The sequence below is a fragment of the Pseudomonas sp. S04 genome (genome assembly GCF_009834545.1).
Taxonomy (GTDB): domain Bacteria; phylum Pseudomonadota; class Gammaproteobacteria; order Pseudomonadales; family Pseudomonadaceae; genus Aquipseudomonas.
Genome location: NZ_CP019427.1, coordinates 3,728,106 through 3,753,603, shown reverse-complemented (window position 1 = coordinate 3,753,603; position 25,498 = coordinate 3,728,106). Strand labels below are relative to the sequence as shown.

Here is a 25,498-nt window from a genome sequence, read left to right as displayed (position 1 = left end):
GATGACCAGCCTGGCCTTACTGTTTCTGGCTCCGCTCGCCACCCAGGCGACGGAGGCGCCCACTGCAGCACTGAGTGCAACCTGTGCGGTGTGCCACGGCGCAGAAGGCCAGGGTAATCAGGCGTTGGGCGCACCGCGCCTGGCGGGGCAGAACGCACAATATCTGGCTCGTCAGCTGCTGAATTTCAAAGCCGGCCGGCGCGGTTACGCTCAACAGGATCAGGCGGGGCAGAGCATGCGTGCGATTACCCTGAGCCTCAGTGAAGAGCAGCTTGCCAGTCTGGCCGCGCACTACGCCGGTCTGCAACTGGCCAAGGCGCCACAGTCTGACAGTGCCACTGCCAAGGTTGGCGCAGCACGCTATCAGGATACCTGTGCGGCTTGCCACGGCCAATTTGCCCAAGGTTATGCACACCTGCAGGCACCTGATTTGCGAATCCTTGACGGCTGGTATATCGATCAGCAGCTGAACAATTACGCTCAGGGCTGGCGGGGGGCAGATGAGTATTCCGATATCCAGGGCAAGTGGATGCAAGCCATTGCTACCCAGATCAATAACAAAGAACGGCAAGCCGTGGTCGACTTCATAGGAACACTGGGTGTTGATCCAAAGTAAGGCAACCCGCCAAAGCTGACGCTGTTATCCGTGAGCCCTCCGCTGCCAGCGGAGGGGGCTTTCTATTGCGGCTTGTCACAGAGTCTCATGAGTATCGCTGAAATCTATTTGATCAACCGGCGGCTGCGACCAGGCCACCGTCCAGCGCCAGCGTATGTCCGGTGATCCAGGAAGAGGCCCTGGATGCCAGGAAGATGGCAGCGCCAGCCATATCGTCCTGATTGCCAAGTCGCCCCCTCGGGACCATGGCCATGATGGAACCTGCATCTTGCTCAACCGCGTAAGCCGTCATTTTCGTGTGAAAAAAGCCGGGCGCGATTGCGTTGACATTGATATTTGCGGGAGCCAGATCAACCGCAAGATGCCGGGTCAGGTGAATCAGGCCGGCCTTGCTGGCAGAGTACGCATAATTATCGACTCCGGGATTTACCAGGCCGTTGACCGAGGCAATATTGATCACCCGGGACGGAGTCTCTGCTTTAGCCGCAGTTTTGAGCAGCCCGAGCAGACGCTGCGTCAAAAAGAACGGTGACTTCAGATTCAGATCCACAACCTTGTCCCAACCCGCCTCTGGATACACGGAAAACTCCGCGCCCCAGGTAGCGCCGGCATTGTTAACCAGGATGTCCAGGCCGGACTCACGCTTGCCAATCTCGTCGACCAAAAACTCGATGCCCTCCAGGCTGGAGAGGTCAGCACGGATCGCAACGCACTCGCCAAGGCTTGCAACAGCGTTGGTAAAATTCGCCAGCTCATCCTGATTTCGCGATGAAATGTACACCTTGACCCCGCATTGCAGGTACGCCCGCGCGATCATCGCGCCAATCCCTCGCGCCCCACCGGTGACCAGCGCCACCCGACCTTGCAAACTGAATAGATCCTGCATACTGCTCTCCGAGAAAAACGCGCCCGTCCGTCAACCGGACAAGCGCAGAAATTGAATTGGATGCACCGCTCAGGCGTGCGATCTCATTGATTGCCGAAGCTGGCGGCAGCCTTGGACAGGAACTTCTCTGTCTGCTTGAAGCCCGCCTCCAGGGCGCATTGATCTGTGGTGTCACAGATAGCGTCCCAGGTCGCCAGCACACTCTCAGGGGTCTGCAAGGCAGGTGGGAGGTACACGCCATTGGTCTCGAAAATCCGCGTAGTGGCATAGCCACCTGCACCGGCACAGAGGATCGTGCGCTGCGGTGCACCCTCGTGGCACAGCAGTAGCGCGCCTGCGGTAACCGACTCAGGGGTCAAGAGTTCAAATACCGTCTTGTCCAATAGGTCTTCGGTCATGCGGGTGGCGGCAGTGGGGGCCAGCGCATTGACCCGGATATCGTGTTTCTGTCCCTCCAGCGCCAGGGTATTCATGAGCCCTACAACCGCCATCTTGGCCGCACCGTAATTCGACTGACCGAAATTGCCGTAGAGACCGGAAGAGGAGGTGGTCATGACAATTCGCCCATAGTTCTGCGCCCGCATGATTTCCCAGACGGCCTTGGTGCAGTTGACCGAGCCCATCAGGTGCACGTCCATCACCAGCCTGAAGTCGGCCAGGTCCATCCTGGAGAAGCTTTTATCGCGAAGTATTCCGGCGTTGTTGAGCAGAATATCGACCCGCCCCCAACGCTCCATGACCTGCGCGACCATCGCCTCGACTTCAGAAAAGTTGGCAACGTTGGCGCCGTTGGCAATGGCTTCGCCGCCCATGGCCTGGATTTGCGCGACCACCTCGTCTGCAGCCTGCAACGAGTTACCCGCGCCGTCACGGGCGCCTCCCAGATCATTCACCACCACCTTGGCACCGCGCCTGGCCAATGCCAGCGCATGGGAGCGTCCGAGTCCGTTTCCGGCTCCGGTGACGATGGCGACACGCCCAGTAAAATCGATACTTTGCTGACTCATATGAAACCTCTGCGATTGATACGGTTATTCAACGGACAAACCAGGTACGCCGCAGCCATCAAAACCACTCTTCTCGGGCCATGTAGAAGGCATCTTCGAAGTCGCACAGAATCTGTTTCCAGACCTGTATCTCTGGCAGTTCGTAGGCGTAGAAGTATTTGAGGGCTTGCAACTTGCCCAGGTAGAAGTTCCGGTCATCCTCATGCGGGTCCCTGGCCAGGCCAGCGCTCGCGGCTATGCCTTGCTTGAGCCACATCCAGGCCACAACCACGTTGCCAAACAGCTCCAGGTACTTGACCGAATTGGCCAGCGCCAAGTCGATGTGCAGTTTCTGCATGCCGCCAAGAACAGCACCGGTGGTTTCCTCGAGCACTTGAATGGCGGCCAGAAGCGCAGCCGCAGGCTCCTGCAATGCCGGGTGCTGGGTGGCCGTCTCAATGTCGTCACGCATCCTGCTGATACAGTTCGTGTATCCGGCCATATTGTCGGCGGGCACCTTGCGTGCGAGCAGGTCAAGCGACTGCACGCCATAGGTGCCCTCATGGATCGAGTTGAGGCGGTTGTCGCGGTAGAACATCTCGACCGGATGCTCATTGGTATAGCCATGCCCACCCAACACCTGAATCGCCAGACTATTGGCGCGCGGGCCGTATTCGGATGGCCAGGACTTGATGATCGGCGTCAGGAAATCCAGCAGTACCTTTGCGCTTCTGCGCTCGGCCTCGTCAGGAGCAGTGCGCACATCGTCAGCCAGTTGTGCACCGAACAGACACAGGCTGTAGGCACCTTCGGCATAGGCCTTCTGTGCCAACAGCATGCGCCGCACATCCGCATGCTCAATGATCCGCACGGGCGCAGACAGCGGATCCCTGGACGAAGGTAAACGCCCCTGTCGCCGCTCCTTCGCGTAGTCGAGGGAGTACTGATAACCGCTTAACGCGGTGAGCGCGGCGCTGGTTCCGACCATGATGCGTGCCTCATTCATCATGTGGAACATGTAGCGAATACCCTGATTCTCCTCACCTACCAGGTAGCCGATCGAGCCGCCCTGTTCACCGAAGTTGATCGCACAGGAGGTTTGCCCGCGCCCACCCATCTTGTGGAACAAGCCAGCCAGGCTCACATCATTGCGGCTGCCGACCGCACCGGTTTCATCGACCAGATACTTGGGAACAATGAACAGGGATACGCCCTTGATGCCCTTGGGCGCGCCTTTGATCCTTGCCAGGACGAGGTGAACAATATTTTCGCTAAGGTTGTGATCACCGCCAGAAATGAAGATCTTGTTGCCAGTAATCAGGTAACGACCCTCTTCAGTCCTGGTCGCGCTGGTCGCCAGGTCTGCCAACCCCGAGCCCGCCGACGGCTCGGTCATGGCCATGGTTCCGGCGAACCGGCCCTGACGCATCGGCACGACCCACTTGGCGATCTGTTCGGGCGTGCCGTGAGCCTCGATAAGATTGCAGTTGGCATTGGTCAGACTGGTGTAACCCAGTGTGGTGCTGCCAGCAGCTGACAGGAAAGAAGTGGCCACACTTGCAACAATGGCCGGCAATTGCATGCCACCCCATTCATAATCGGCTTCCGGGCAAGCGAGCCCGGATTGGATAACGGCATCGATTGCAGGCTTGATCTCGGGAAGCATGTGCACCTGCTTGCCGTCGAACGTAGGCTGTTGCACATCCACCTTCTGCCGGATTGGCAGGAAGTAGCGTTGCGCGATCTTGCGCCCGGTTTCGATGGCCGCCAGATAAGTTTCCTTGCTGTGCTCGGCATAGCGCGGGCGGGCGGTCAGGGCTTGCGCATCGAACAACTCGAACAGATAGAAATGCAGATCTCTGACGTTTAGTATGGAGGCCGCCATGGTATTACTCCGCGAAGAATGGACGAGACCCGCCCATTTTGCCGAGGCCGGCCCCAGTCACCACGACATGGGATGTCTGATAGAAGGGATTTTTCGCAACAATGGACATGGCCGAGACACAACACTTACAGCGCTTTGCTGACTTTCTCAGGTTCTGGCGCGGAGTCTTCGGGCTGAGCCAGGAGCAACTGGCCGAAATGGTCGGCACCTCGACTCGACATGTCAGTCGCCTGGAAAACGGGATAAGCAAGCCAAGTGAGGTGCTGACCGACCACATCGCGGACGCGCTAAAGCTTGGCCGCAGGGATCGCAGCCATCTGCGCATTGCTGCGGGCTACGCGACCAATGAAATAGCGCAGGACTTTCACAGCCCGGATCTCAAATGGTTAAGGTCTGCAATGCTCAGAACATTGCAGACACTGGATCCGTATCCATCCACCCTGACTGATGGCGCGGGCAATATCCTGATGGTCAACAAGGCCTGGGTAGGCTTCTATCAGGACAAAGTCGATACCGAGCGGCTCAGGCAAACCGTCAACTTGTATGACTTTCTGTTCAACGACGGCAGCGATGGCGCGCTGAGCGAGGAATGGCAAGACGCATTGTCGTTGGTGATCATGGCGTTCAAACAGCATGTCATGCTCAACGGCAGCGATCAGGAAGATCAGACCCTGAAGCGTATTCTTGGCTACCCCAACGTTCCAGCTGACTGGAAAATACGCGCCTCCAGGCTCGAGCCCAGAGCCAGCTTCAAAGTCAAAATTCAGCATCAGGGCAGGGTCAGGGGCTTCTACAGTGTCAGCCAGATGGTTGGCGCACTTGGCCCGGCGGCGTACATGACCGAACCCAGGCTCAGTATCAACACCCTCTATCCCGAAGATGCCGCACTGAGCCTTGAAAAGCTGCTGCTTACCCCCCTGGAACATCCCCTGCTGTTCTACTGAGTGGCAGCGGCTCAAGACCCATAGCTGCCTGTCAGCAAAGGGATAAATCGACCCATTGCTGCCAGTCGTGGCTGGCAGTCAATGATAGATTTTCAGGAAGGCTTTACATTCAATGCACCTAAGATTTGATCAGCTACGCTTGGTGTAAGACAAACTTCAAGGATGATGCTTTCCAACTGGCTAACCCAACCTCTGAAGGTGGCTCGAATTTGTCCTCGCGTGCTCAAGCACAATCTATTTCTTTGAATAAATACCCTCCGACCGTTTGCACTTGCTGACGAGATTAGACGAGGCTTCAGATGGCACCCGTTAGAAAACATTGGCATTCTGTCGCCGTTCGATGGGAATCGGAGGCCCAATCTGAGTGCCTGAAAACGCTGGCACCAATCGATGACCGTAGGGCGAGTTGTCGATGCTCACTGTCGACTTTAATCATCTGGTGACGCGTTTATAGTGACTCGAAGGATGAACAGGAGCAGCCCGAGTGGGATGTATGAAAAGGAGGATGTTGGCCGCGATTCTGGCTTTCAGCTCATCCCATGTCCTGGCCGATGAGTGGCAGGTATTGACGCACAGTACCGGCCTTGAGGTGTCCCGTACGAGCGGGAGCCTGCGCGGCGTGCCACATAGTGGGAAGCGCGCCTTCTACCTAGAGCTGGTACGAGCGTTGTTGTCAGAGCTCGGCGAGCCTATGGAGATTACCGAAGTGCCACTGGCTCGAGGCCTGGCGCTGGTACAACAAAACGAAGGCATTGCCTTTTTCAATGTAAGCCGAACGGCGGACAGGGAATCGACCGTCAATTGGGTAGGGCCGATTTCCAGCGAAACGGATCGGCTATATGAAAGCGCCGAACATCCAACCGGAATCAATACGCTATCTGATGCTCGCCATTTACCCGTCTGTGTGCTGAACCACAACGTGGATGATGCTGCCCTTGTGAGCCAAGGTTTTACTGCCATCATCCGTAGCAATAGCTATTCGGGTTGCTTCAAAATGCTGCAAGCGGGCAGAGTGCTGCTTGTAGCTTCATCGATATGGGGCTTACAACATAAGCTGGCCGAAGCCAAGGTCTCTGCCTCTGCATTGCGTCTAACGCCGGTGACGATCCTCACCTCCGATGGATACATAGCACTGTCCAAAAGCACACCTGGTTCGGAAGTGGCTCGATGGCAACGGGCCCTCGACCAGATCAAACAGAGCGGCAAATATGACGACATATTGAGTCTATATGCGGATTGATCGGGCGGTACGAGATCTATCCTACCGAGAAGAAAGCAGGCACAAAGGAAACGACTGATCTGAACTGATTTAACCGGTCGCGCATTTCACCAGAAAGGCTGGAGGATGCAGAAATCTAGATGTTTATTGCTCCGTGTATCGACGTCCAGCGCCAAAAAAAGCCTTTTAAATTGGCCTGTTGGTACTTCAATATCAACTTCAAACCATAGCCTGCGAAAACGCAGAGTGGGTGGCTCTGGTCATTGTCGACAAGCTCGGTGGGCTCTGGCGATCACATTCTTAGGTGTATTGTTCTACAACATGAGGATCTGCGAGCTACCCGGCTCAAGGTGCGAATTCGTGTTTACCTGAGTGACCGCTATTGGCCGGAAGCTGCCCGTCACCTTAGTTTATATTGGCCATCGCTGGGGTTGCTCAAGCCTGGCTTGATTTCACAGCAGCCAAGAGTGGAACTTGCAGGGAAGGCAAGCTTCGACCCAATGCGGACGCTGACCAGCATTGGGTTAAAGGCCAGTCTTTGTCCCTTTCCAGTGAGTGAAGCGAAAGGTTTGAAGCAGTTGTTATGCGTGTTTTACTAACCGTTTCTTTAAATGGTACAGGTTAGTCCCGATTGGCCGATCCTCAAGAACGCCATAAAGCTCATACCCATGCCGCTCATAGAACTGTTTAGCATCAACGGTTTTCAAGAATGCGACTACTGCCCCATTGTTGGCGCCAAACGTCTCTGCTTTTTCCAATAGCATGGAACCGACTTTTCTACCGCGATGAGATTCCTTCACCCAGAAGGTATCAATTTCCAAGCCATCCCAGTAACAATTACAGCTTATTGCGCCGATGTAGTCGCCTACTTCATCGTGCGCAACCACCATGAATTTTTTATCTTCAGATTCTGGCGGTAGATTTGGATATTGAATTCGAAGGTATTCTGAAAACCTATTATTCAGAACTCCCTGATCCTTTTCGGTGGGAGAATCCAATATATCAATCTTGATTTCCACTTTATTGCTCCGATCACTCAACGTATGGGAAAAAGCGGATGTCGAGACTCCGCAGCCGTTTGCTCAAGCGCTCAGGCATGCCCGAGGCTCAGGCCCTACGCGCCATCATCAGCACACTTGCCGCCGCCGCCAACAGCCCGGCGCAGCACCGATTGAAAACCCGTTTGCCACCGGGCTGGCTGAACCAGCGGCGCATGTGCAGCCCCATGTAGGCGTATGAGGCGATGGCAACCCACTCCAGGGCCAGGAACAGCGCGCCCAGCAAGGCAAACTGCGGGGTCACCGCCTGGCTGGGGTCGACGAACTGCGGCAGGAAGGCGGTGAATATCAGGATCGCTTTGGGGTTGCCGGCTGCCACCAAAAACTCTTGCCGGGCCAGCGCCAGCAACCCCGCCTCAGGGCGTTTGGTTGCGGTTTCGACCTGGGGATCGGCGGTCCACAGTTGCCAGGCGAGGTACAGCAGGTAAGCCGCACCGACGATTTTGATCCCGTAGAACAGCCACTCCGACGTCTGCAGCACCACCGCCAGGCCGGCGGAGGCGAGGGCGATCATGCCGGCGAATGCCAGTAGCCGCCCGATCCCGGCCAGGCACGAGGTGCGGTAGCCATAGCGGGTAGCGTTGCTGACCGACAACAGATTGTTCGGCCCCGGCGCCATGTTCAAGGCGAAGCAGGCGGGGAGGAACAGGGTGAGGGTGGCGAGGTCCATAGGCGATTGCGTCCGTAGTCGGGGGTTGGTTCACTCTGTAGGAGCCGCCGGGTGGGGCTCCGTTTGCTTGCGATGAACGTCATCGATGACGCGTATTGTCTGAATCAACGCGTTGTTCTTCAGTTCATCGCGAGCAGGCTCGCTCCCACAGTTGTCTGTGTAGGTGCGGTATCTCACCGATGTTCCGCGGCCAACATTGCCCTGAACTGTGCAATGGTCTCTGCAGACAGCCCGGCAGCCTCGAACACCGCGCAGGTGAAGCTGACGGGGGCCGGGCCGGGCGCTGTAATGATGCGGTCTGCAACTACCGCGACCGGACTGCTTCGATAAAACGAGTGTCCCGCGTAACCTTGAGCATTGTCTTGCAGGAAGGCAGGGCTGTTCGAGGTATGCGGCACTGTGTCGAGAAGCCCGGCTCTGGCAAGCGCCAGCGTTCCCCCACAGATACCGGCAATGCTCGCTCCTCGTGAGCGACTGGTTTGAAGAAAGCCTGAAATGTCCGGCGCCAACGCACCTTCCCAGACAGTTCCTCCAATGACCACCACAACATCCGGTTGCCAATCCAGGCAGTGCTGCAAACTGCTCTCGACGGTGACAGCCAATCCGCCCTGTGAGTGGAACTGCCCCACAGCAGGCGCGAAAAACCTGACGTCGATCCCGTAGAACGGCGACCCAGTTCCTGCAATGAATGCATATTCCCAGTCTGCAAAACCGGGTGTCAGTATCAAACTTACGCGTGCCATCAGCCAGACTCCTCCATGAATGCCAGTAATCTAAGGTGCAAGTAAACAGACATCAAGGGCGGCAATGGGGGGGCGGGCTGTCGTAGTGACCCGTGCAGTAAGGTCACTACGATGCTGCAGCTTTCACTTCGCCTGGGTGATACCTGGGGGTGACCAAGTGCCGGAACCCGCTGGAAGAATCGAAGGTGGCGTGGCTTTCGGCCAATACAGGCGCAGCACCAGATAGGCCGTGTCGTCAGGCGCGGGCAACCAATTGGACTCCTTGGACGTGCCCGGCGAATCCTTCTGGATGTACAGCGTCAGCGAACCATCGGCATTCTTCTTCATGGCCGACAGCATCGGCGAGTTGATCAGGTAGCGGTCGAGCGGATTGTTGATCAGCAGCTGGCTCTTGCCGTCGTACATGGTCACCGACCAGAACGCATTGACGGGAGGCAGTTTGCCGGCAGGGAAGGTGAGCGTGTAGTTGTGTTTGCCGGTATTCAACGTCTGGCCGTTGCCGTCAGTACGTGTGAAGGGGTACATGGCTTCGACGGCGTTGTTACCGTAGATACCGCCCTTCGCAGCGCCAGCCCGCATCAGCCAGTTGTCTTTGTAGAACGCCTGGTCGCCGAAGAACGCGCCGATGTTCCAGCCGTTGATGTTTTTCATACCACTGGAGAGAAACTTGTCGACCTTCTCGTCGCCGGCCTTCATCCCCAGCAAGACCACGGCCTTGTGTTCGAGCGAGAGGTCCTTGAACTCGAAGCTCCGGCCCGGACCTACGCCGATGCTGGCCAGCCTGGCACGGATCTCCTTGTCGTAGGCCGATGGCGGCACATACTCCAACGCGGCCGACAGGTACTCGAAGAAGTTGGCCTTGATGCCCTCTGTCGTCGCCGGCACGAAATCAATCTTCGGCGCAGCGGGCGGCGCGGGTTGATGGAGGAAGGCAGACAGCGGCTGGATCTTGTAACTCGCCTGCAGCTTCTCGACATTCGGCATGTCGGCCGGATTGAACAGCTGGGTGCGGATCAGCGTCAGCGCGAAGGGCGTCGTGGAGTTGAACACCTTGTGAATGCCAGGGGGCAGCGCACCCTTCCAGTCGGGGCCTGCGATCAGATAGCTCCCGGGTGCGCCGGCCGTTGCCCGGCTCCCGATGTAGCCGTAGTTATAGGTGTTGCCGTCGATCAACTGGACCGAGTAGTAGCGTTTTTTGGGCACCGCCGGCACGGTGATCACCAGCGGCTCTGCGCGCAGGTCGGCCCAGAGAATCGAGTACGGAGTGTCGCTGTTTGGCGTAATGACAGCCGTATCGGCGGGAGTAGAAACCCGATGCTCATTGCGCAGTTGATTGAAGGGCGCCTTGAACTGGCTGGACTGTGAGTCCACCGCGAACTCGTTCATCACGGCGTAGTTCATGACCAGCGGCAAGCCATAGATAAAACCTTCCTCGGCGATCGCCTTGGTCTGCTCCAGACTGGGTGCGGGTACGCCCTTGGCCACATCGGCCTGGTCTGCCTGCGTGATCGGATCGGTCTTGCTCGCACACCCTGCAAAAAGCGTTGAACCCACGACGACAGCCGCCGCCATTGTCCAGCCCCGGTTAAACTTCCTGTTCATTTGCACCTCGTCAGTGTTGAGCAAGCAATTGCCGTGAGTGTTCAGGCTCCCATCCAGATCGCAGCCCAACTGAAACCCAGGATTGTCTCCCGACTAAGTAAATCCGGCGGTAAAGCGCCAACTCAGCCGCCCAGGGAGTGTAGATCAGCCGAAACCCTTTAACCCCGAATCAAGGACGATGCATGAAACCAGTCGAGATTCACCACATCACGCACCTGCCGCCACAGATCCTGGCCTTGGAAAAAGAGGCCGTTGGAGAGGGTTTCAGATTTCTTACTCGGCTGATTGGCGAATGGCACTGCGGGGCAAATCGCTTCGATGCACCCGGGGAATGTCTCATGGCGGCGTATTTCGACCAGCAACTGATAGGCATCGGCGGCCTTTCAGTTGATCCCTATGGCCAGACCAATACGGCAAGGCTGCGACGGGTTTACGTCGCAGCATCTTCAAGGGGGCACCACGTCGGTCAAAGGCTAGTAAAAGCGCTGGTCGCACATGCCGCTCTGCGCTTTCAGAGCGTGCGTCTGAGCACCGATACGCCCTCAGGAGACGCGTTTTACCTGCACTGCGGTTTCGTGCGAACAGAGGATGTCCATGCCACTCACATCATGCCGCTAGGCGACACTTGAACAAGCCTGTCGGCCAGATTCATGCCGGCCGCGAGGTAAACACCAGGCGAGCCGCAAGCAACACCAATACCAATGCCAGGCCCCGCGACTGCCACTTCGCGGACTGGCTCTTGTCGGACACGTAACCGCGGATGACTCCCCCGACCAGGCCCAGCGCGATGTGGAAAACGCTCGCGACCAGGGTCAACACCAGCCCCAGTACCACGATTTGCTGTGCCACCGTAGAGCTGCCCTGAACAACGAACTGCGGCAAAAACACCATGAAGAACAGCAGCGCTTTCGGGTTGAGCAAAGAGTTCAGCAGCGCCCGGATGAACACCGACGTCAGCGAGGCCTGGATAGCGGAGTGTGGTGGCAGGCCGGCATGCGCCCGTATGGCCTTCCAGGCCATCCAGAGCAGATAGAGCGCGCCGGCCCAGCGGATCAGGTCGAACGACGGTGGCCACTGTGCTATTGCGGCCGTGAGACCGGCTGCGGTGAGCGCGGTCAATACCAGGTCAGCTGCGCCTATTCCCAATGCAGCAACGACGCCGCCACGCCAGCCGTAGCTCGCGCCGTGCGCAATCACGAAGGCCATGTTGGGGCCGGGAGACATCAGCAACAGCAACACCGCCCCCGCGAACAGCAGCAGCGTCGATGGCTCTACCATGTGTGCTCCAGATCGCCGCGATAGACGATGTGCAGCTTGTTGCCATCAGGGTCGCGCAGGTAGGCACCGTAGTAGCCCTCGCCATACCAGGGCCGCTCACCCGGAGTACCTTCATCAGTACCGCCCTGGAGAATCCCCGCGGTGTACGCCGCGCGTACCCTGTCAGGCGTCTCGGCATGAAACGCGAGCATGCTGCCATTGCCCGCCGTGGCCGCAAGGCCATCACGCGGCAAATAGACATAGAACCTCGGCAGTGTGCGCGTCGGATGCACCCAGCAAGCCGAGGCGGGGCCTCCATCCGGGGTCACCGCGCGGCGGATCAGCCCGAGTGGCGCAAGCACGGCGTCATAAAAAGCCGCAGCTGTTTCGAGGTCGGTGCATCCCACAGTAACGTGACTGAACATCTCTCAATCGATTCGACGCCACTGGAACGGTTGTGTCCTGCGTGCCGAACTCGCCTCCTTGTTTTGTGTGGTAGTGGAGCCTACGCTCGGCACCTGATACACACAAAGAATTGTTCTAGGTACATTGAATGACGATGCCGCGCTACAAAACCATTGCTGACCAGCTAGCGGAAAATATTCGCAGCGGACGTTTGCGCCCTGGAACCCAACTGCCGACGGTACGCAGCTTGATGGGCGAACATGGGATTGCGCTTGCGACAGCCGCGCGGGTCTACCGCACGTTGGAATCGATGGGCCTGGTGGTGGGTGAAATGGGCCGTGGCACCTTCGTGCGCGACACCTCTGTGCCACGCGACCTTGGTCTGCAACCGGCATCCGACGCTGGAATAATTGACCTGGCCTTCAATAGTCCAGCGGTTCCCGGACAAGCCGAGTTGCTGAGGCAGGCACTGCGCAGCCTCGCATTGTCGGGCGATCTGGACGCCTTGTTGCGCAACGCCCCCCATGGTGGGCGTGCGCATGAACGAGAAATCGCGGCGAAACACCTGCGCAATCGAGGGATACGCGTCCCCGGATCACAAGTGTTGATCGTCAATGGCGCGCAGCAAGGGCTGGCGCTCGCGATGATGGCGCTACTCAAACCGGGCGATGTACTCGCGGTCGACGCGCTCACCTACCCGGGCATCAAAGCGCTGGCCGTCGCCCATCGCATTGAACTTCTGCCTATACCGTTGGCTGATGGCAAGACCAATCTCGACGCGCTCGCGGCAAGTTGCAAGCGGCGTCCTGTGCGCGCGTTTTATGCGATGCCGACCCTGCACAATCCCCTGGGATCGATCATGCCGGCCGCCGACCGCAAACGCTTGGTAGCGCTGGCCGAGGAACACGATTTTGCTTTGATCGAGGACGGCGCCTATGCGTTTCTAGCCGAGCCGGCGCCGAAGCCGTTGTTCATGCTCGCACCGAATCGCACGATCTACGTTTCCGGCCTTTCCAAAAGCGTCGCCTCGGGCTTGCGTATCGGCTTCATCGCAGCGCCTGTATCGCTGATCCCAGCGCTCGAGCAAGCCGTGCGAGCCTCCACCTGGAGTTCGCCATCGCTCACCGTCGAACTGGCGTGTCGCTGGATCGAAGAAGGTGTGGTGGATGACCTGGAACAATTGAAGCGCAAAGACGCCGCGCATAGGCAACGACTGGCCCGCCGCATTTTCGCCGGCATCAACCTGCTCGCCCATCCAAACGCCTACTTCCTGTGGCTGCCGTTGCCCGAAGACATGCGGGCCGAGAGCATTGCTGCCGCATTGCGCCGCGACAACATCCTGGTGACGACAGCAGAGCCGTTTTCTGCGGCCTCCCATGCGCCTAATGCGCTGCGCGTGGCGCTGGGATCGGTGCCTGTTGCAACGCTTGAACTCGCCCTGGAAAAAGTCAGAGTCGCCTGCGGCTATTAGTTTGAGTTCTCGCGACTGACCTGCGCCGGGCTCTCTATTGCAGCGCTAGAAGCTCTCAAAACTGGCTTTGATTCCAGCTCGTCCAGCCAACTCGATAACTTCTTCCAGCCGCTCAGTGTCAACTATCACACCTTCGTAATTGTCACCTGTGCAGTCCAGGTGAAGATAACGTTTGCCGAACTGAGCTAGCCACTGATCAAGCTTGTCGAGCACTTCTGGCATCGAAGCCGCGTCTTCCCTCACATAAGCGTAGGGTTCTTTCAATCGGCCTCGCCTATGGCGCGTGGCCAAAACCCTTGCGCAATTCGTCTTCAAGCTTTCGACAGGTTTCTTCAATAATGGTTTTGCCGACTTCCGGGCCAGAGTAGCTGTCTACTTGCTGACGGCATAGTTCGCTGGCCTCTCGGGCCTGGATTATTTCCTTGTCCTGCGAGCTGTTACTGACAACAAAACCGAAAGCCAAATACAAGGCGATGGCGATAACGCTGCCGACGAGGACCTTGCTGGCCGGGCCCATTCTCGTTACTGATGATAGCGGCCCCCAGGGCGGGGTTGGTGTTTTCTGCCTTAGGTCGGATCGGCAGTGTTTGCACAAAATGGCTTCAGCCATGATGGCTTCCGCGCAGTAAGGGCAACTCTTTTTTCCAGCGTCCACAGATGAAACTCCTTTTTCAAAAGAAAATTCTATCATTGGGCCTGAGGGGCGAAGAAGGGCGGAGCTGTGTGTTCCACCAAGAGGTTGTATGGGGGGCGTACTGGCAGACCCGCTTCAATTGCTCGCAGTGGGCTTGGAAAAGTCGATTGTGAGAGTCCGCTGTTGGCCGTTTTCTGCTTGGCGCAACTGGCGGAAATCGAGCCAAAGCTGCCGGTGGTGACAGGCAGAGAACGGCCGACTCTGTTGAAAAAGTAGCTCCCCTTTCTGGCCTGCGGCAAAATTGCTTCATTGGCCGGCGGGGGATCACACAGCATGATGGGACGGTTATCGAGTGGGCGCCACGCTGAACCGTGGCAGGTCGCGTTGAATTCTTATGGCGCCTTCAGAGGCAATCAGGTCCATCTCACAGCTCCTTTACAACAGTGATGTCGGCGTTGGGCTGGCCTGTTCGCGAGGTGGCGATACCGGCGCCGACGATAATCAGCAGTGCGGGAATAATCAGGATCGGGCTGGCATGGCTTTGCCCTATGGCCACCAGCAGCAGGGTCGAGATCAGAGGGGCCAGATAGGAGAGAGCGCCGAGCATCGCCAGGCTGCCGTGCTTGGTGGCGTGGTCCCAGGCGAAAAACGCCAGGCCCACCGGCCCCAGACCAAGACCGACGATGGCCGCCCATTGCCCGGTGCTTGGAATGACCGCGGTTTCAAACGCCAGATGGCAGACCAGGCCGGCCACTGCGACGAGGCCACAGATACCACCAATGATGCTGCTTGGCACGTCGCTGAAGCGGCGGTTGATCACCGAATAGGACGACCAGACCAGCGCGCAGGCGAAGGCGGCCAGGTAGCCGGCTACCGGCATGGCGGCGGCTTCACCCGAGGCGCGCTGTTGCATGATGAACGCCGTACCGGCCAACCCCAGCAACGCGCCGAGCAATTGGCGTTTGCGCAGCCGTTCCCCCGCGCTGAAGGCCGAGAGCAGCACAATCAACAATGGCCACAGGTAGGCGATCAGGCTCGCCTCGGTAGCCGGGGCAGCCTTGAGGGCGAAAAAATACAGCGCGTGGTAGGCGAATATCCCGAGAAAACCGACCGCCCATACCGACCAGGGCTGACGCCAACTGCGAAACCCCGCCATGCCGTTGCGGCCGAGGATGCACAGGCTCGCCACAAACGCGACGGCAAAACTCAGGGTCAGCAGTTGGAAGGGTGGAATGCCTTCGGTGAGGCTGGTCAGCAACGCCAGGCATGACCACAGCAACACCGCGATCACGCCGATGGCGGTGGCCGAGGCTGCGGCTCTGACAGACACCTGTGTTTTGGCAGTGTGCGTCGCTTCGGTCATCTACGCCCCGTCTGATTTATCCTTGTCAGTGGGGCAATGATAGAAAGGTCCGGCCGGGCGGGTATTGATGAGCACTGCTGAAGATTTGTTCAGGCCTGCCGGATTCACCTTACCCGCGAACTTCGGCGCACCGCGGCCGGGGTCAGGTCGCGGTTCTTTTTCAGGGCGTGGGTGAGTGCGCTTTGATCGGCATAACCGACGCGGTGGGCGATCTCGGTGATCGACAGCGCGGTTTCACACAGCAAGTCGATGGCACAGTTGAGGCGCAAGGTGGCGATATGCGCAAAAGGCGTGCTCTTCAAATGCCGAGCGAACAGCACGTAGAGTCGCCGCTCGCTGGTACCTGCCACCCGTGCAATCTCCATGGCGCTGAGCCGGCTGTCCAGATGGCTTTCGATGTAAGCGAGAGCCCGTGCCAGGGTGAACTGACCATGCTCAGGGATGATTCCGGGCGGTAGCGTCAGCGAAGACAGCAGCAAAGTACTCCAGGACTCCGCAACCTGAGGTGAACTGGTCAGCAGGGGCGCGCTGCGGCTCGCGTAATCGAGTAAATGGCGGATTTCCGGGCGTACCGGGAAAAAGCGTTTGTCGGCCAGGAGTCTGATCGACAGGTCGACATTCTTGGGCCCGCCGAAGGTCGTCGCCGGCACGTCGAGCACCAGAAAGGTATTGGTCTTTTGCGCCAGAAACGCATGGCGAGCACCGGCAGGAATTACCACGCCCTGACTCCAGTCGACCTTGCCGCCCCGACCGTCGACTTCGATGTCCATGGAGCCGGACTGCGGCAGCACGAGCTGATGAAAGTCGTGATCGTGCAGTTCGACTTGGCCCGAATACGAACGAAAGGCCAGTGAAACCGCTGGGTTGTCGTGACTGCCCATAGCGCCTCTCCGTTAGCTCAGGTTCACATCATGCCTGAGTCAGAGAACCCGGTGCCACTCCCGCGAGCGCTCAGGAGAGATGCGACGGGTCATCGGTTTTCAATGACTGCCCGGTCGTTTTTCCGGCTTGATTAACTGGAAAAGGGGACGGAAAAGGGGACACCCATTAGCCTCCCCAAACGACCGCTCTTGACCGTTTTCTGCCTGTGGTGAGAGGCAGAAACTGACTCATAGCAGTCGCAGGCAGCCGTCATTAATGATATCGGACACATAACAGTAGTTTGCTGACTGTGCGCCTTTAGCTCGCAAGGGGATGTTGGCTTACTGTGATCTACACTCCTTGGGTGTGTGGATGGGGGCATGCCAGTCGATCAGTAAAAACCTTGCCAGCTTGCACTAAACCAACGAGGTGAAAATGAACAGGAAGTCAAACCCGGGCTGGACAATGGCTGCGGCACTCGTCGTCGTGGGTTCAACGTTATTTGCGGGGTGTGCGAGCAAGAACGATCCGATCACGCAGGCAGACAAGGCCGATGTGGCCAAGGGCGTACCCGCACCCAGTCTCGAGCAGACTAAGGCGATCGCCGAGGAAGGCTTTATCTACGGCTTGCCGCTGGTGATGAACTACGCCGTGATGCACGAATATGCTGTGGACAAGGGCGGCCCGCAATACAAGGCGCCGTTCAACCAGATCAAGAACGAGCCTCGCGTCTTCACCTACCAAGACACGGCCATCATCACTCCGAACAGCGACACCCCGTACTCGTTTGTCTGGCTGGACCTGCGCGCGGAGCCGATGGTTATCTCGGTGCCGGCAGTGGACAAGCGGCGTTACTACTCGGTGCAGATGATCGACGGCAACACTTACAACTACGGTTACATCGGCAGCCGTGCCACTGGCAACGAAGCGGGCGACTACATGGTGGTCGGTCCCGATTGGAAAGGCGCGCCCCCTCCCGGCATCAAAAAAGTCTTCACCTCGACCACTCCCTTTGCCGTGAGCGCCATTCGGACTCAGCTCTACAATGCCAAGGACATGCCGAATGTCGAGAAGGTGCAAGCGGGCTACAAGGTCCAGCCGCTCTCCGCCTTCCTCCATCAACCCGCGCCACCCACTGCGCCGAAGATTGATTTCGTACCGGCTACGACGGAAGGCATCAAGGCCAACTTCTTCGAGTACCTGTCGGCCGCGATGGAGTATGTGCCGCCATCGGTTGACGACCAGGAAATCCGGGCCAAGCTGGCGAGCATTGGTGTGGGACCAGGTCGCACCTTCGAATTCAAGGACCTCTCGCTCGAGCACAAGGCTGTGGTCCTGCTCGGGATGAAGGCCGGTGACGAGAAGGTCGACAAGTTCCTCGCGAGCGGCACGAAGATAATCAACGGCTGGAACGTAGGCGCGTACTTCGGCGACCAAGCGTTCTACAAGGCCGACTGGCTGAAGCGTGCTGGTGCCGCGAAAGGCGGCCTCTACGGCAACGACGCCGTCGAGGCGATGTATCCCAACACGCGCACCGACGGCACCGGCCAGACGCTGGATACTAGCAAGCGCAAGTACACGCTGACTTTCCCGGCCGGCAAACTGCCGCCAGTCAATGCCTTCTGGTCAGTGACCATGTACGACGGCAAGAGCCAACTGCTGGTCAAGAATCCGCTCAACCGTTACCTGATCAATTCGCCGATGCTGTCGGCGATGAAGAAAAACACGGATGGCTCACTGACGCTGTACATCCAGAAAGACTCCCCTGGCAAGGCTAAGGAGGCAAACTGGTTGCCCGCGCCTGACGACACCGTCTTTCTGGTAATGCGCCTCTATTGGCCGAAGACCGCACCCCCTTCGATTCTTCCCGCTGGCAAAGGCAGCTGGCAGCCTCCGGCGCTGGTGGTATCGAAGTAGTGCGACCCATTGCTGACACGTAGGTCGGTGTCGGCCAAGGCTACCTTTTTTGCCAATAGCAACCGATCAGAAGGGCTGCTATTGGCCGCTTTCTGCCTGTCGAGACTGGCTAAATTCGACCCGAAGCTGACAGTCGAAAAGGGCGGATAACATCTGAACCGAACTTCAATTGCGGGGCGCACTCGATAAACCGCTGATTCGCCGAAGGCAAGTATCCATTGACGCGTCAGCTTTCACGCCGTCGGCGCCACAGTACGCATCGAGCAGATGACGTTGCAGAAAGGTCTTATCAAACACCAGCATGTCCTCGTCCCGTAACTGGTGCGCTTCGAGCAAGGGTTGGCCGACCAGCGGATGCTGTCCGTTCATGCACAGCACCATTGCATCGGTGCCAAGCAGTACTGAGTCCCAGGTGGTTTCGACGCGGCGGGTATCAAGCAAGGCCACGTCGATTTCGCGATTTTGCAGACGCTGGCTGATGTCGTTAGCACTGCCTTCGAGCACTGTCATGACGATGCCCGGATACGGTCCTGACCGGCCACATTATTGAACGTGTTATTCCCTCCTGCCTGCTTCATGCGCGCGACACCTGCCGCGCCTGGTGCGACACCTGTCGCAGGCACAGGTGCTCCATTTGCCCCCCAATAAAACTATACAGGCCCCATGAATGCTGGTGTCTGGCCGATTTTGAGGCGCTGGCATGGCGGTTGCTCTATCCCTGATACCGGAGCGCGCTGACGCCGGTACCTAATAAGAATCGGGAGACCCCCATGACACAGATTGGCCTGACTTCGCACGTCGCCTCTCGGCTCACCCTCGCAGGCGTGCCGCTGAAACCCCTTTTGACCGCCCTGTTGCTCGGTGTGTTGGTAACCCCTGCCTGGGCTGCCGACGTGCCCGCCAATGTCGATGGCAAGCGCATCATCGCTGCCGACGACGAACCGGGTAACTGGATGAGCCACGGGCGCACTTACGACGAACAACGCTACAGCCCGTTGGAAAAGATCAACGACGGCAACGTCGGCCAGTTGGGCCTGGCCTGGAGCTACAAGCTCGACCTCGACCGCGGCGTGGAGGCCACGCCCATCGTTGTCGACGGCGTGATGTACACCACCGGGCCGTTTTCGGTGGTCTATGCGCTGGATGCACGCAATGGCAAACAGATCTGGAAGTACGACCCGCAGTCGGACCGCTCGCGGGCCGGCGAGGCCTGCTGTGACGCGGTCAACCGCGGCGTCGCGGTGTGGAACGGCAAGGTTTACGTCGGCGTGCTTGACGGCCGCCTGGAAGCCATCGACGCCAAAACCGGCAAGAAGGTCTGGTCGGTCGATACGCGCAACGACCACAAGCGCAGCTACACCATCACCGGCGCACCGCGCGTGGTAAACGGCAAGGTGATTATCGGCAACGGCGGCGCCGAGTTCGGCGTGCGTGGCTACGTCACCGCCTACGACGCTGAGAGCGGCAAGCAGGCCTGGCGCTTCTTCACCGTACCCGGCGACCCCAAGCTGCCGCCAGAAGGCAAGGGCATGGAAATCGCCGCCAAGACCTGGTACGGCGACGCTTTCGTTGAGCAGGGCGGTGGCGGCACCGCCTGGGACTCTTTCGCCTTCGACCCCGAGCTGAACCTGCTCTACATCGGTGTCGGCAACGGTTCGCTGTGGGACCCGAAATGGCGCAGCCAGGCCAAGGGCGACAACCTGTTCCTTTCGTCCATCGTCGCAGTCAACGCCGACACCGGTGAATACGTCTGGCACTACCAGACCACGCCGGGCGATGCCTGGGACTTCACTGCCACCCAGCACATGATCCTCGCCGAACTGGAGATCAAGGGTAAGCAGCGCAAGGTGCTGATGCAGGCGCCGAAAAACGGCTTCTTCTACGTCATCGACCGCGCCACCGGCGAGCTGCTCTCGGCCAAGGGCATCGTCCCGCAGAACTGGACCAAGGGCATGGACATGAAGACCGGCCGGCCCATCGTCGACGAGGAAAACGCCGCTTACTGGAAGAACGGCAAGCGCAACCTGGTGACCCCGGCATTCTGGGGCGCTCACGACTGGCACCCGATGTCGTATAACCCGAAGACTGGCCTGGTTTACATCCCCGCGCACATCATGTCCGCTTACTACGAGCACATCCCGGATGCGCCCAAGCGCAACCCATTCAAGAGCATGTACCAGCTCGGCCTGAAGACCGGGATGATGCCCGAAGGTCCGGACGGCTTGCTGGAAATGGCCAAGACCTGGTCTGGCAAGCTGATTGCCTGGGACCCGGTGAAGCAGGAGCCGGCCTGGGAAGTGCCGTACGTGACCATCTTCAACGGAGGCACCCTGAGCACTGCTGGCAACCTGGTATTCGAGGGCAGTTCCGACGGTCGGGTGATCGCCTACGCGGCCGACACCGGCAAGAAACTCTGGGAGCAGCCGGCCGCCAGCGGTGTGATGGCCGCACCGATAACCTACTCGGTGGACGGTGAGCAATACGTGACCTTCATGGCCGGCTGGGGCGGCGCCTTCTCCACCTTCGCCGGGGCTCTGTCCCTGCGCGCCGGCGTGCAGCCGTTTTCTCAGGTGCTGACCTACAAGCTCGGTGGCATCGCCAAGCTACAGGAACCGGCACCACCGGCGGACACCCCGGAACCGCCACCGCTGGTTGCCGATGCGGCCACTGTGGAAGCCGGCGCCAAGCTATACGACGGCCACTGCTCGCAATGCCACGGCATCCACGCGGTCAGCGGCGGCGTGTTGCCGGATCTGCGCAAGCTCACCACCGACAAGCACCAGATGTTCCTGGGCATCGTGTATGGCGGTCGCGTACCGGACGGCATGCCGTCGTTCGCCGAAGCCTTCGATGCCAAGGAGGTCGACCAGATCCATCAGTACCTGATCAAGCGTGCCCACGACCTTAAGACCGAAGGTGGCGCCTGGGACAAGTTCACCGCGCAGTAATTGTCAGTCGGGCGCGCCGCGGGGTGCGCTCGTCTGACCTGAATTTCCCCGAATTTCAGCAATAGCGAGACCGGATCATGAGCGAGATTACCTACCAGAATTATATCGACAACACCTTCGTCGGCAGCGATAGCCTGATCGAGGTGTACAACCCGGCCGATGCCGCGCTGCTGGCCCGGGTGCCGGACGCCAGCGGTGAGCAGGTCGGGCGGGCCATCGCCGCTGCGCGCAAGGCGCAACGCGGCTGGGCGGCCAAGCCGGCCATCGAGCGTGCCGGCTACCTGCGCCAGATCGCCAGAAAAGTGCGAGACAACGCAGAGCGCCTGGCGCGCATCATCACCCGCGAGCAGGGCAAAGTGCCGGCGCTGGCGCTGGTGGAAGTCAACTTCACCGCTGATTACCTCGACTACATGGCTGAGTGGGCGCGCCGTCTCGAAGGCGAAGTGCTGACCAGCGACCGGGTCAACGAACACATCTTCCTGCTGCGCAAGCCGCTGGGCGTGGTTGCTGGCATCTTGCCGTGGAACTTCCCGTTCTTCCTCATCGCCCGCAAGATGGCGCCAGCGCTGATCACCGGCAACACCATCGTCATCAAGCCGAGCGAAGAAACTCCGATCAACTGCTTCGAGTTCGCCAAACTGGTGGCCGAAACCGATCTGCCGCCGGGTGTATTCAACGTCGTCAGCGGCACCGGTGCGGGTGCCGGCAGTGTGCTGACCAGCCACGCCGGCATCGACCTGATCAGCTTCACCGGCAGTGTAGGCACAGGCTCGCGGATCATGGCCGCTGCCGCGCCGAACATCACCAAGCTGAACCTGGAACTGGGTGGCAAGGCACCGGCCATCGTCCTCGCAGATGCCGACCTAGAGCTGGCCGTGACCGCCATCACCGCGTCGCGGGTGATCAACACCGGACAGGTGTGCAACTGCGCCGAGCGTGTCTACGTCGAGCGCAAGGTCGCTGACCAGTTCATCGACAAGATCGCCGCGGCCATGGCCGCCACGCGTTACGGCGACCCGTCGGTGGACAATGACCTGGACATGGGCCCGCTGATCAACCAGGCCGGCCTGGACAAGGTCGCGCAGATGGTCAAGACCGCCATCGGCCACGGTGCCCAGGTCATCACCGGAGGCAGTGTTGCGGACAAGGGCAAGGGCTTCCACTACCAGCCGACCGTGCTCGCTGGCTGCAGCGCGGACATGGAGATCATGCGCAAGGAAATTTTCGGTCCGGTGCTGCCGATTCAGATTGTCGATGATCTCGATGAGGCCATCGCCCTGGCCAACGACAGCGAGTACGGCCTGACCTCATCGATCTACACCCGCAGCCTGGGTGCGGCGCTCAAGGCCAGTCGCGAGATCGACTTCGGCGAAACCTACGTCAACCGCGAAAACTTCGAGGCCATGCAGGGCTTCCACGCCGGCACGCGCAAATCTGGCATCGGCGGCGCGGATGGCAAGCACGGGTTGTACGAGTTTACTCATACCCATGTGGTGTACATGCAGGCGTGAAGGGAAGGGCCGTGCCTGCGCCGGCCCTAAGTGGAGGTGGGGCAGGAAGCCGAGATGCACGGATACATCGCGGTCTGCCGCGGGGACTCACTCATGATCCATGTGGCGTACGGGCAGGAACCAAAGGGCATGTGAATAGAGTGGAGAAAGGCTTCGGCCAGACTCCGCTCCTTTTGCCTGACGTTGTGTGCGACGTCAGGCAAAAGGAGCGGTTCGAATCGTAGGCTTGTGCCGCGCGCGCCGAGGGGCTGCGCGGATTTTTCGGTGCGGCCTGCCCGGTGTGCAAGGCGCACCCTGCGAATCAGCAAAGGAGGGCCGGCTAGAACAGCTCGTTGGGCTGGACGATGCCGTGCTTCTTCATCTTGCGGTACAGGGTCGAGCGCGAAATGCCGAACGAGTCGGCGGCCGCGCTAATGTTCCAGCGGTGCTGACGCAGCGCCGCGTACAGATGGCGCGCTTCGGCGTCGCCCAAGTGATCAGCCAGGCTGGCGACGCTGTCAGCAGCTGGACTCAGATCGGTGAGGTCAAGGTTATGCAGTTCGGCAGGCAGGCAATCGATATCGATACGACCGTCCTCGGCCAGTGCAACGGCGTAGCGCAGGGCATTGAGCAGCTGGCGGATGTTGCCCGGCCAGGAGTAGGTATGCAGGCGCTGACGAGCTTGGGCATCCAGACGCAGGTTGCTGGTGCCCGGCTGGGCGGCGAGCAGGGCATCGATCAGCTCGCTGCGATCGCTGCGTTCGCGCAAAGCCGGCAGGGCCAGGGTCATGCCGCTGAGACGGTAGAACAAGTCTTCGCGGAACTGCTTGGCGTGGATCATCTGGCCGAGGTCCTGGTGCGTTGCCGATACCACCTGCACATCCAGCTCCACCGGCGCTTCGGCGCCAAGTGGGGAAATCTCGCGCTCGGCCAGCACGCGCAGCAGACGGGTCTGCAGATGCGCCGGCATATCGCCGATCTCATCAAGGAACAGGGTGCCGCCATTGGCCAGTTCCAGCTTGCCCTTCATGCCCTTTTTGTTGGCGCCGGTGAAGCTACCGCTGCGGTAGCCGAACAATTCGCTCTCGATCAGGGTTTCCGGAATCGCCGCGCAGTTCAGCGCCACGAACGGCCCGGCGCGACGACTGCTGGCCTGGTGGATGGCGCGTGCGAAGGCTTCCTTGCCAGTGCCGGTCTCGCCGGTGATGAGGATCGGGATGCCCTTGTCTATCACCTTGCGAATGCGCCGTACGCCCTGCTGCAGTTGCGCGTCGCTACCTCCGAGCTGGTTGAGGTCCGGGTGGTTGCCGACCGGAAGATGCTTGCGGCTTGCTGCAGGCGGAGCGGGGGGCAGGCGACCGGCCGGGATTCTAAGCCCGACATCCACCAGCGCCTGCTCGTCCAGCGTTCGCAGCAGTACGCCACGGGCGCCGCCACTGGTGAGGCTGAGGAGTTCATCCACGCCGACCGGCAGCAGGCTGTCAATGTGCCGGCCGAGCAGACTATGCCCTGTGTGATCATGGGCGACGAAGGCGGCGCGGTTGGCACCGATTACCCGGCCCTGGTCGTCGAGGGCCAGCAACTGTTCGTTGACCAGATCAGTGATGTCGTCGCGCGGCTTGATCGCCAGGGTCAGGCCGTCGCGGTAGCTCTGGCGAAAGTGCGCGTTTTCGATCAGCCGCGCGTACATGATCACCAGTTGCAGAGTCAGGTACTGCGCTTCCTTCGGCCCGTCGCTGTTCAGGCAGGTAGCGTTGAGGCAACCGCGCAGCTGGCCTTGAGCGTCGAAGATCGGCGACACCGAGCAGCTCAGGCGGAAGTTCGAAGTGAGGAAGTGTTCCTCGCGGTGGATAGTCATCGCCTGAGCTGCGGCCAAGGTGGTACCGATGCCGTTGGTACCGGCCACCGATTCGTCCCAGCGCGCGCCGACGATCAGCCCGGACTCGGTGTAGGGGTCACGTTTGCTGGGCAGGCGCGCATCGAGGGTAATGCCATGTTCGTCGCTGAGCAGCACGGCGAAACCGGCCTGTACCACACGCTTGGCCAGGCCGGTGACGCCCTGGCTGGCGACCTTCAGGTATTCCTCGTGCTGGGCCTGGTGCAGGCGAATTTCCTCGGCGGAGAGGATGTTCTTGATGCAGCGCCCGCGCGGGTTGAGGTTGTGCTGGGTAACGCTGCGGTACCACGACTGGGCGATCAGCCCGTCCGGGCGGATGCTGCGTTCGGGGAAGTGATCGCTGACGAAGGCAGCGAGTTCGCTGGGGCTGGTTTCCACGGCATGCAGGGGCATGGGCGCTCCATGTGGCCGGCGTGGCGAGTCGCGCACCGGCATCTTGTTGTTGTGGTCGGCCTTGGCCGCAGGCCTGGCGAATGTTGCAACCATAGCCTTGTACGACGGTGCGTGCAGTCATCCTTCCGTCGAACACTAGCCACCCAGCATAGTACATGCCGGCGTCGGGCCACACCGCTGCAGGGCCCGCGCTTGAGCGCCGCGCCCTTGATGAGCGGACTCGGCGGTGGTTTTCGTAGTCGTCGCAGAAATG

At 59.6% G+C, this 25,498-nt stretch carries 23 protein-coding genes; 8 read left to right on the top strand and 15 right to left on the bottom strand.

The genetic code is table 11. The features are described from left to right. Position 1: 1 nt before the first annotated feature. Complete coding sequence (locus tag PspS04_RS16565; protein WP_159996659.1) at positions 2–616, top strand: c-type cytochrome; 615 nt, start codon at positions 2–4, stop codon at positions 614–616. A 112-nt stretch (positions 617–728) separates the two neighbouring features. Here the strand turns inward: PspS04_RS16565 and PspS04_RS16560 are convergent, their stop codons facing one another. From PspS04_RS16560 to PspS04_RS16550, 3 genes are all read right to left on the bottom strand, one after another. Next, on the bottom strand, positions 729–1,502 hold the full coding sequence (locus PspS04_RS16560) for an SDR family oxidoreductase (RefSeq protein WP_159996657.1): 774 nt from the start codon (positions 1,500–1,502) through the stop codon (positions 729–731). An 83-nt stretch (positions 1,503–1,585) separates the two neighbouring features. Continuing rightward, the gene (locus PspS04_RS16555) at positions 1,586–2,509 is read right to left on the bottom strand and encodes an SDR family NAD(P)-dependent oxidoreductase (protein WP_159996655.1); all 924 of its coding nucleotides are present in this window, start codon (positions 2,507–2,509) and stop codon (positions 1,586–1,588) included. Between the two features lie 58 nt (positions 2,510–2,567). Next, entirely contained in the window at positions 2,568–4,373 is a 1,806-nt protein-coding gene (locus PspS04_RS16550; protein ID WP_159996653.1) for an acyl-CoA dehydrogenase, read from the bottom strand. 101 nt (positions 4,374–4,474) lie between these two features. Between PspS04_RS16550 and PspS04_RS16545 the strand changes: the two genes are divergently transcribed. Together PspS04_RS16545 and PspS04_RS16540 are read left to right on the top strand one after the other, a co-directional pair. Then, positions 4,475–5,317 (top strand): helix-turn-helix domain-containing protein, encoded by an 843-nt coding sequence (locus PspS04_RS16545; RefSeq protein WP_202982078.1) that lies wholly within the window; start codon positions 4,475–4,477, stop codon positions 5,315–5,317. 505 nt (positions 5,318–5,822) lie between these two features. Continuing rightward, a complete protein-coding gene (locus tag PspS04_RS16540; RefSeq protein ID WP_159996651.1) occupies positions 5,823–6,557 on the top strand; it encodes a substrate-binding periplasmic protein in 735 nt (244 codons plus the stop codon). 560 nt (positions 6,558–7,117) lie between these two features. Here the strand turns inward: PspS04_RS16540 and PspS04_RS16535 are convergent. The 4 genes from PspS04_RS16535 to PspS04_RS16520 all read right to left on the bottom strand — a co-directional run bounded on the left by PspS04_RS16535 (position 7,118) and on the right by PspS04_RS16520 (position 10,609). Then, a complete protein-coding gene (locus PspS04_RS16535; protein ID WP_202982077.1) occupies positions 7,118–7,555 on the bottom strand; it encodes a GNAT family N-acetyltransferase in 438 nt (145 codons plus the stop codon). An 88-nt stretch (positions 7,556–7,643) separates the two neighbouring features. Continuing rightward, positions 7,644–8,264 (bottom strand): LysE family translocator, encoded by a 621-nt coding sequence (locus PspS04_RS16530; RefSeq protein ID WP_159996649.1) that lies wholly within the window; start codon positions 8,262–8,264, stop codon positions 7,644–7,646. 173 nt (positions 8,265–8,437) lie between these two features. Further along, entirely contained in the window at positions 8,438–9,007 is a 570-nt protein-coding gene (locus PspS04_RS16525; protein ID WP_159996647.1) for a DJ-1/PfpI family protein, read from the bottom strand. Positions 9,008–9,130: 123 nt separating this feature from the next. Beyond that, entirely contained in the window at positions 9,131–10,609 is a 1,479-nt protein-coding gene (locus PspS04_RS16520) for a DUF1254 domain-containing protein (protein WP_237234926.1), read from the bottom strand. 182 nt (positions 10,610–10,791) lie between these two features. Between PspS04_RS16520 and PspS04_RS16515 the strand changes: the two genes are divergently transcribed. Continuing rightward, the gene (locus PspS04_RS16515; protein WP_159996645.1) at positions 10,792–11,238 is read left to right on the top strand and encodes a GNAT family N-acetyltransferase; all 447 of its coding nucleotides are present in this window, start codon (positions 10,792–10,794) and stop codon (positions 11,236–11,238) included. 19 nt (positions 11,239–11,257) lie between these two features. Here the strand turns inward: PspS04_RS16515 and PspS04_RS16510 are convergent, their stop codons facing one another. Together PspS04_RS16510 and PspS04_RS16505 are read right to left on the bottom strand one after the other, a co-directional pair. After that, entirely contained in the window at positions 11,258–11,887 is a 630-nt protein-coding gene (locus PspS04_RS16510; protein ID WP_159996643.1) for a LysE family translocator, read from the bottom strand. Continuing rightward, entirely contained in the window at positions 11,881–12,291 is a 411-nt protein-coding gene (locus PspS04_RS16505; RefSeq protein WP_159996641.1) for a VOC family protein, read from the bottom strand. Before PspS04_RS16505 ends, PspS04_RS16510 begins: the two co-directional genes overlap by 7 nt. Before the next feature lie 128 nt (positions 12,292–12,419). Here PspS04_RS16505 and PspS04_RS16500 point away from each other — a divergent pair, with 128 nt between their 5' ends. Further along, entirely contained in the window at positions 12,420–13,742 is a 1,323-nt protein-coding gene (locus PspS04_RS16500; RefSeq protein WP_159996639.1) for an aminotransferase-like domain-containing protein, read from the top strand. A 45-nt stretch (positions 13,743–13,787) separates the two neighbouring features. Here PspS04_RS16500 and PspS04_RS16495 read toward each other — a convergent pair whose 3' ends face one another. From PspS04_RS16495 to PspS04_RS16480, 4 genes are all read right to left on the bottom strand, one after another. Beyond that, the gene (locus PspS04_RS16495; protein ID WP_159996637.1) at positions 13,788–14,006 is read right to left on the bottom strand and encodes a DUF6630 family protein; all 219 of its coding nucleotides are present in this window, start codon (positions 14,004–14,006) and stop codon (positions 13,788–13,790) included. A gap of 10 nt (positions 14,007–14,016) precedes the next feature. Next, positions 14,017–14,352: a hypothetical protein gene (locus PspS04_RS16490; RefSeq protein ID WP_159996635.1), complete on the bottom strand. Its 336-nt coding sequence runs from the start codon at positions 14,350–14,352 to the stop codon at positions 14,017–14,019. Positions 14,353–14,800: 448 nt separating this feature from the next. Further along, positions 14,801–15,739, bottom strand: a complete 939-nt coding sequence (yddG, locus tag PspS04_RS16485; protein WP_159996633.1) for an aromatic amino acid exporter YddG — start codon at positions 15,737–15,739, stop codon at positions 14,801–14,803. Positions 15,740–15,843: 104 nt separating this feature from the next. Further along, the gene (locus PspS04_RS16480; protein WP_159996631.1) at positions 15,844–16,620 is read right to left on the bottom strand and encodes a helix-turn-helix domain-containing protein; all 777 of its coding nucleotides are present in this window, start codon (positions 16,618–16,620) and stop codon (positions 15,844–15,846) included. Positions 16,621–17,065: 445 nt separating this feature from the next. On the opposite strand from PspS04_RS16480, the gene PspS04_RS16475 reads away from it, so the two are divergent. Continuing rightward, positions 17,066–18,517 carry a DUF1254 domain-containing protein gene (locus PspS04_RS16475; protein ID WP_202982091.1) on the top strand — a complete coding sequence of 484 codons (1,452 nt, stop codon included), beginning with the start codon at positions 17,066–17,068 and terminating at the stop codon, positions 18,515–18,517. A gap of 165 nt (positions 18,518–18,682) precedes the next feature. On the opposite strand, the gene PspS04_RS16470 is transcribed toward PspS04_RS16475, so the two are convergent. Further along, positions 18,683–19,033, bottom strand: a complete 351-nt coding sequence (locus tag PspS04_RS16470; protein WP_257792328.1) for a LysR family transcriptional regulator substrate-binding protein — start codon at positions 19,031–19,033, stop codon at positions 18,683–18,685. Positions 19,034–19,287: 254 nt separating this feature from the next. On the opposite strand from PspS04_RS16470, the gene PspS04_RS16465 reads away from it, so the two are divergent. Beyond that, positions 19,288–21,465, top strand: a complete 2,178-nt coding sequence (locus PspS04_RS16465) for a PQQ-dependent dehydrogenase, methanol/ethanol family (protein WP_159996625.1) — start codon at positions 19,288–19,290, stop codon at positions 21,463–21,465. A gap of 77 nt (positions 21,466–21,542) precedes the next feature. Beyond that, the gene (gene aldA, locus PspS04_RS16460) at positions 21,543–22,976 is read left to right on the top strand and encodes an aldehyde dehydrogenase (protein ID WP_159996623.1); all 1,434 of its coding nucleotides are present in this window, start codon (positions 21,543–21,545) and stop codon (positions 22,974–22,976) included. 319 nt (positions 22,977–23,295) lie between these two features. Here the strand turns inward: aldA and PspS04_RS16455 are convergent, their stop codons facing one another. Further along, complete coding sequence (locus tag PspS04_RS16455; RefSeq protein WP_159996621.1) at positions 23,296–25,245, bottom strand: sigma-54-dependent Fis family transcriptional regulator; 1,950 nt, start codon at positions 25,243–25,245, stop codon at positions 23,296–23,298. Positions 25,246–25,498: the final 253 nt, after the last annotated feature.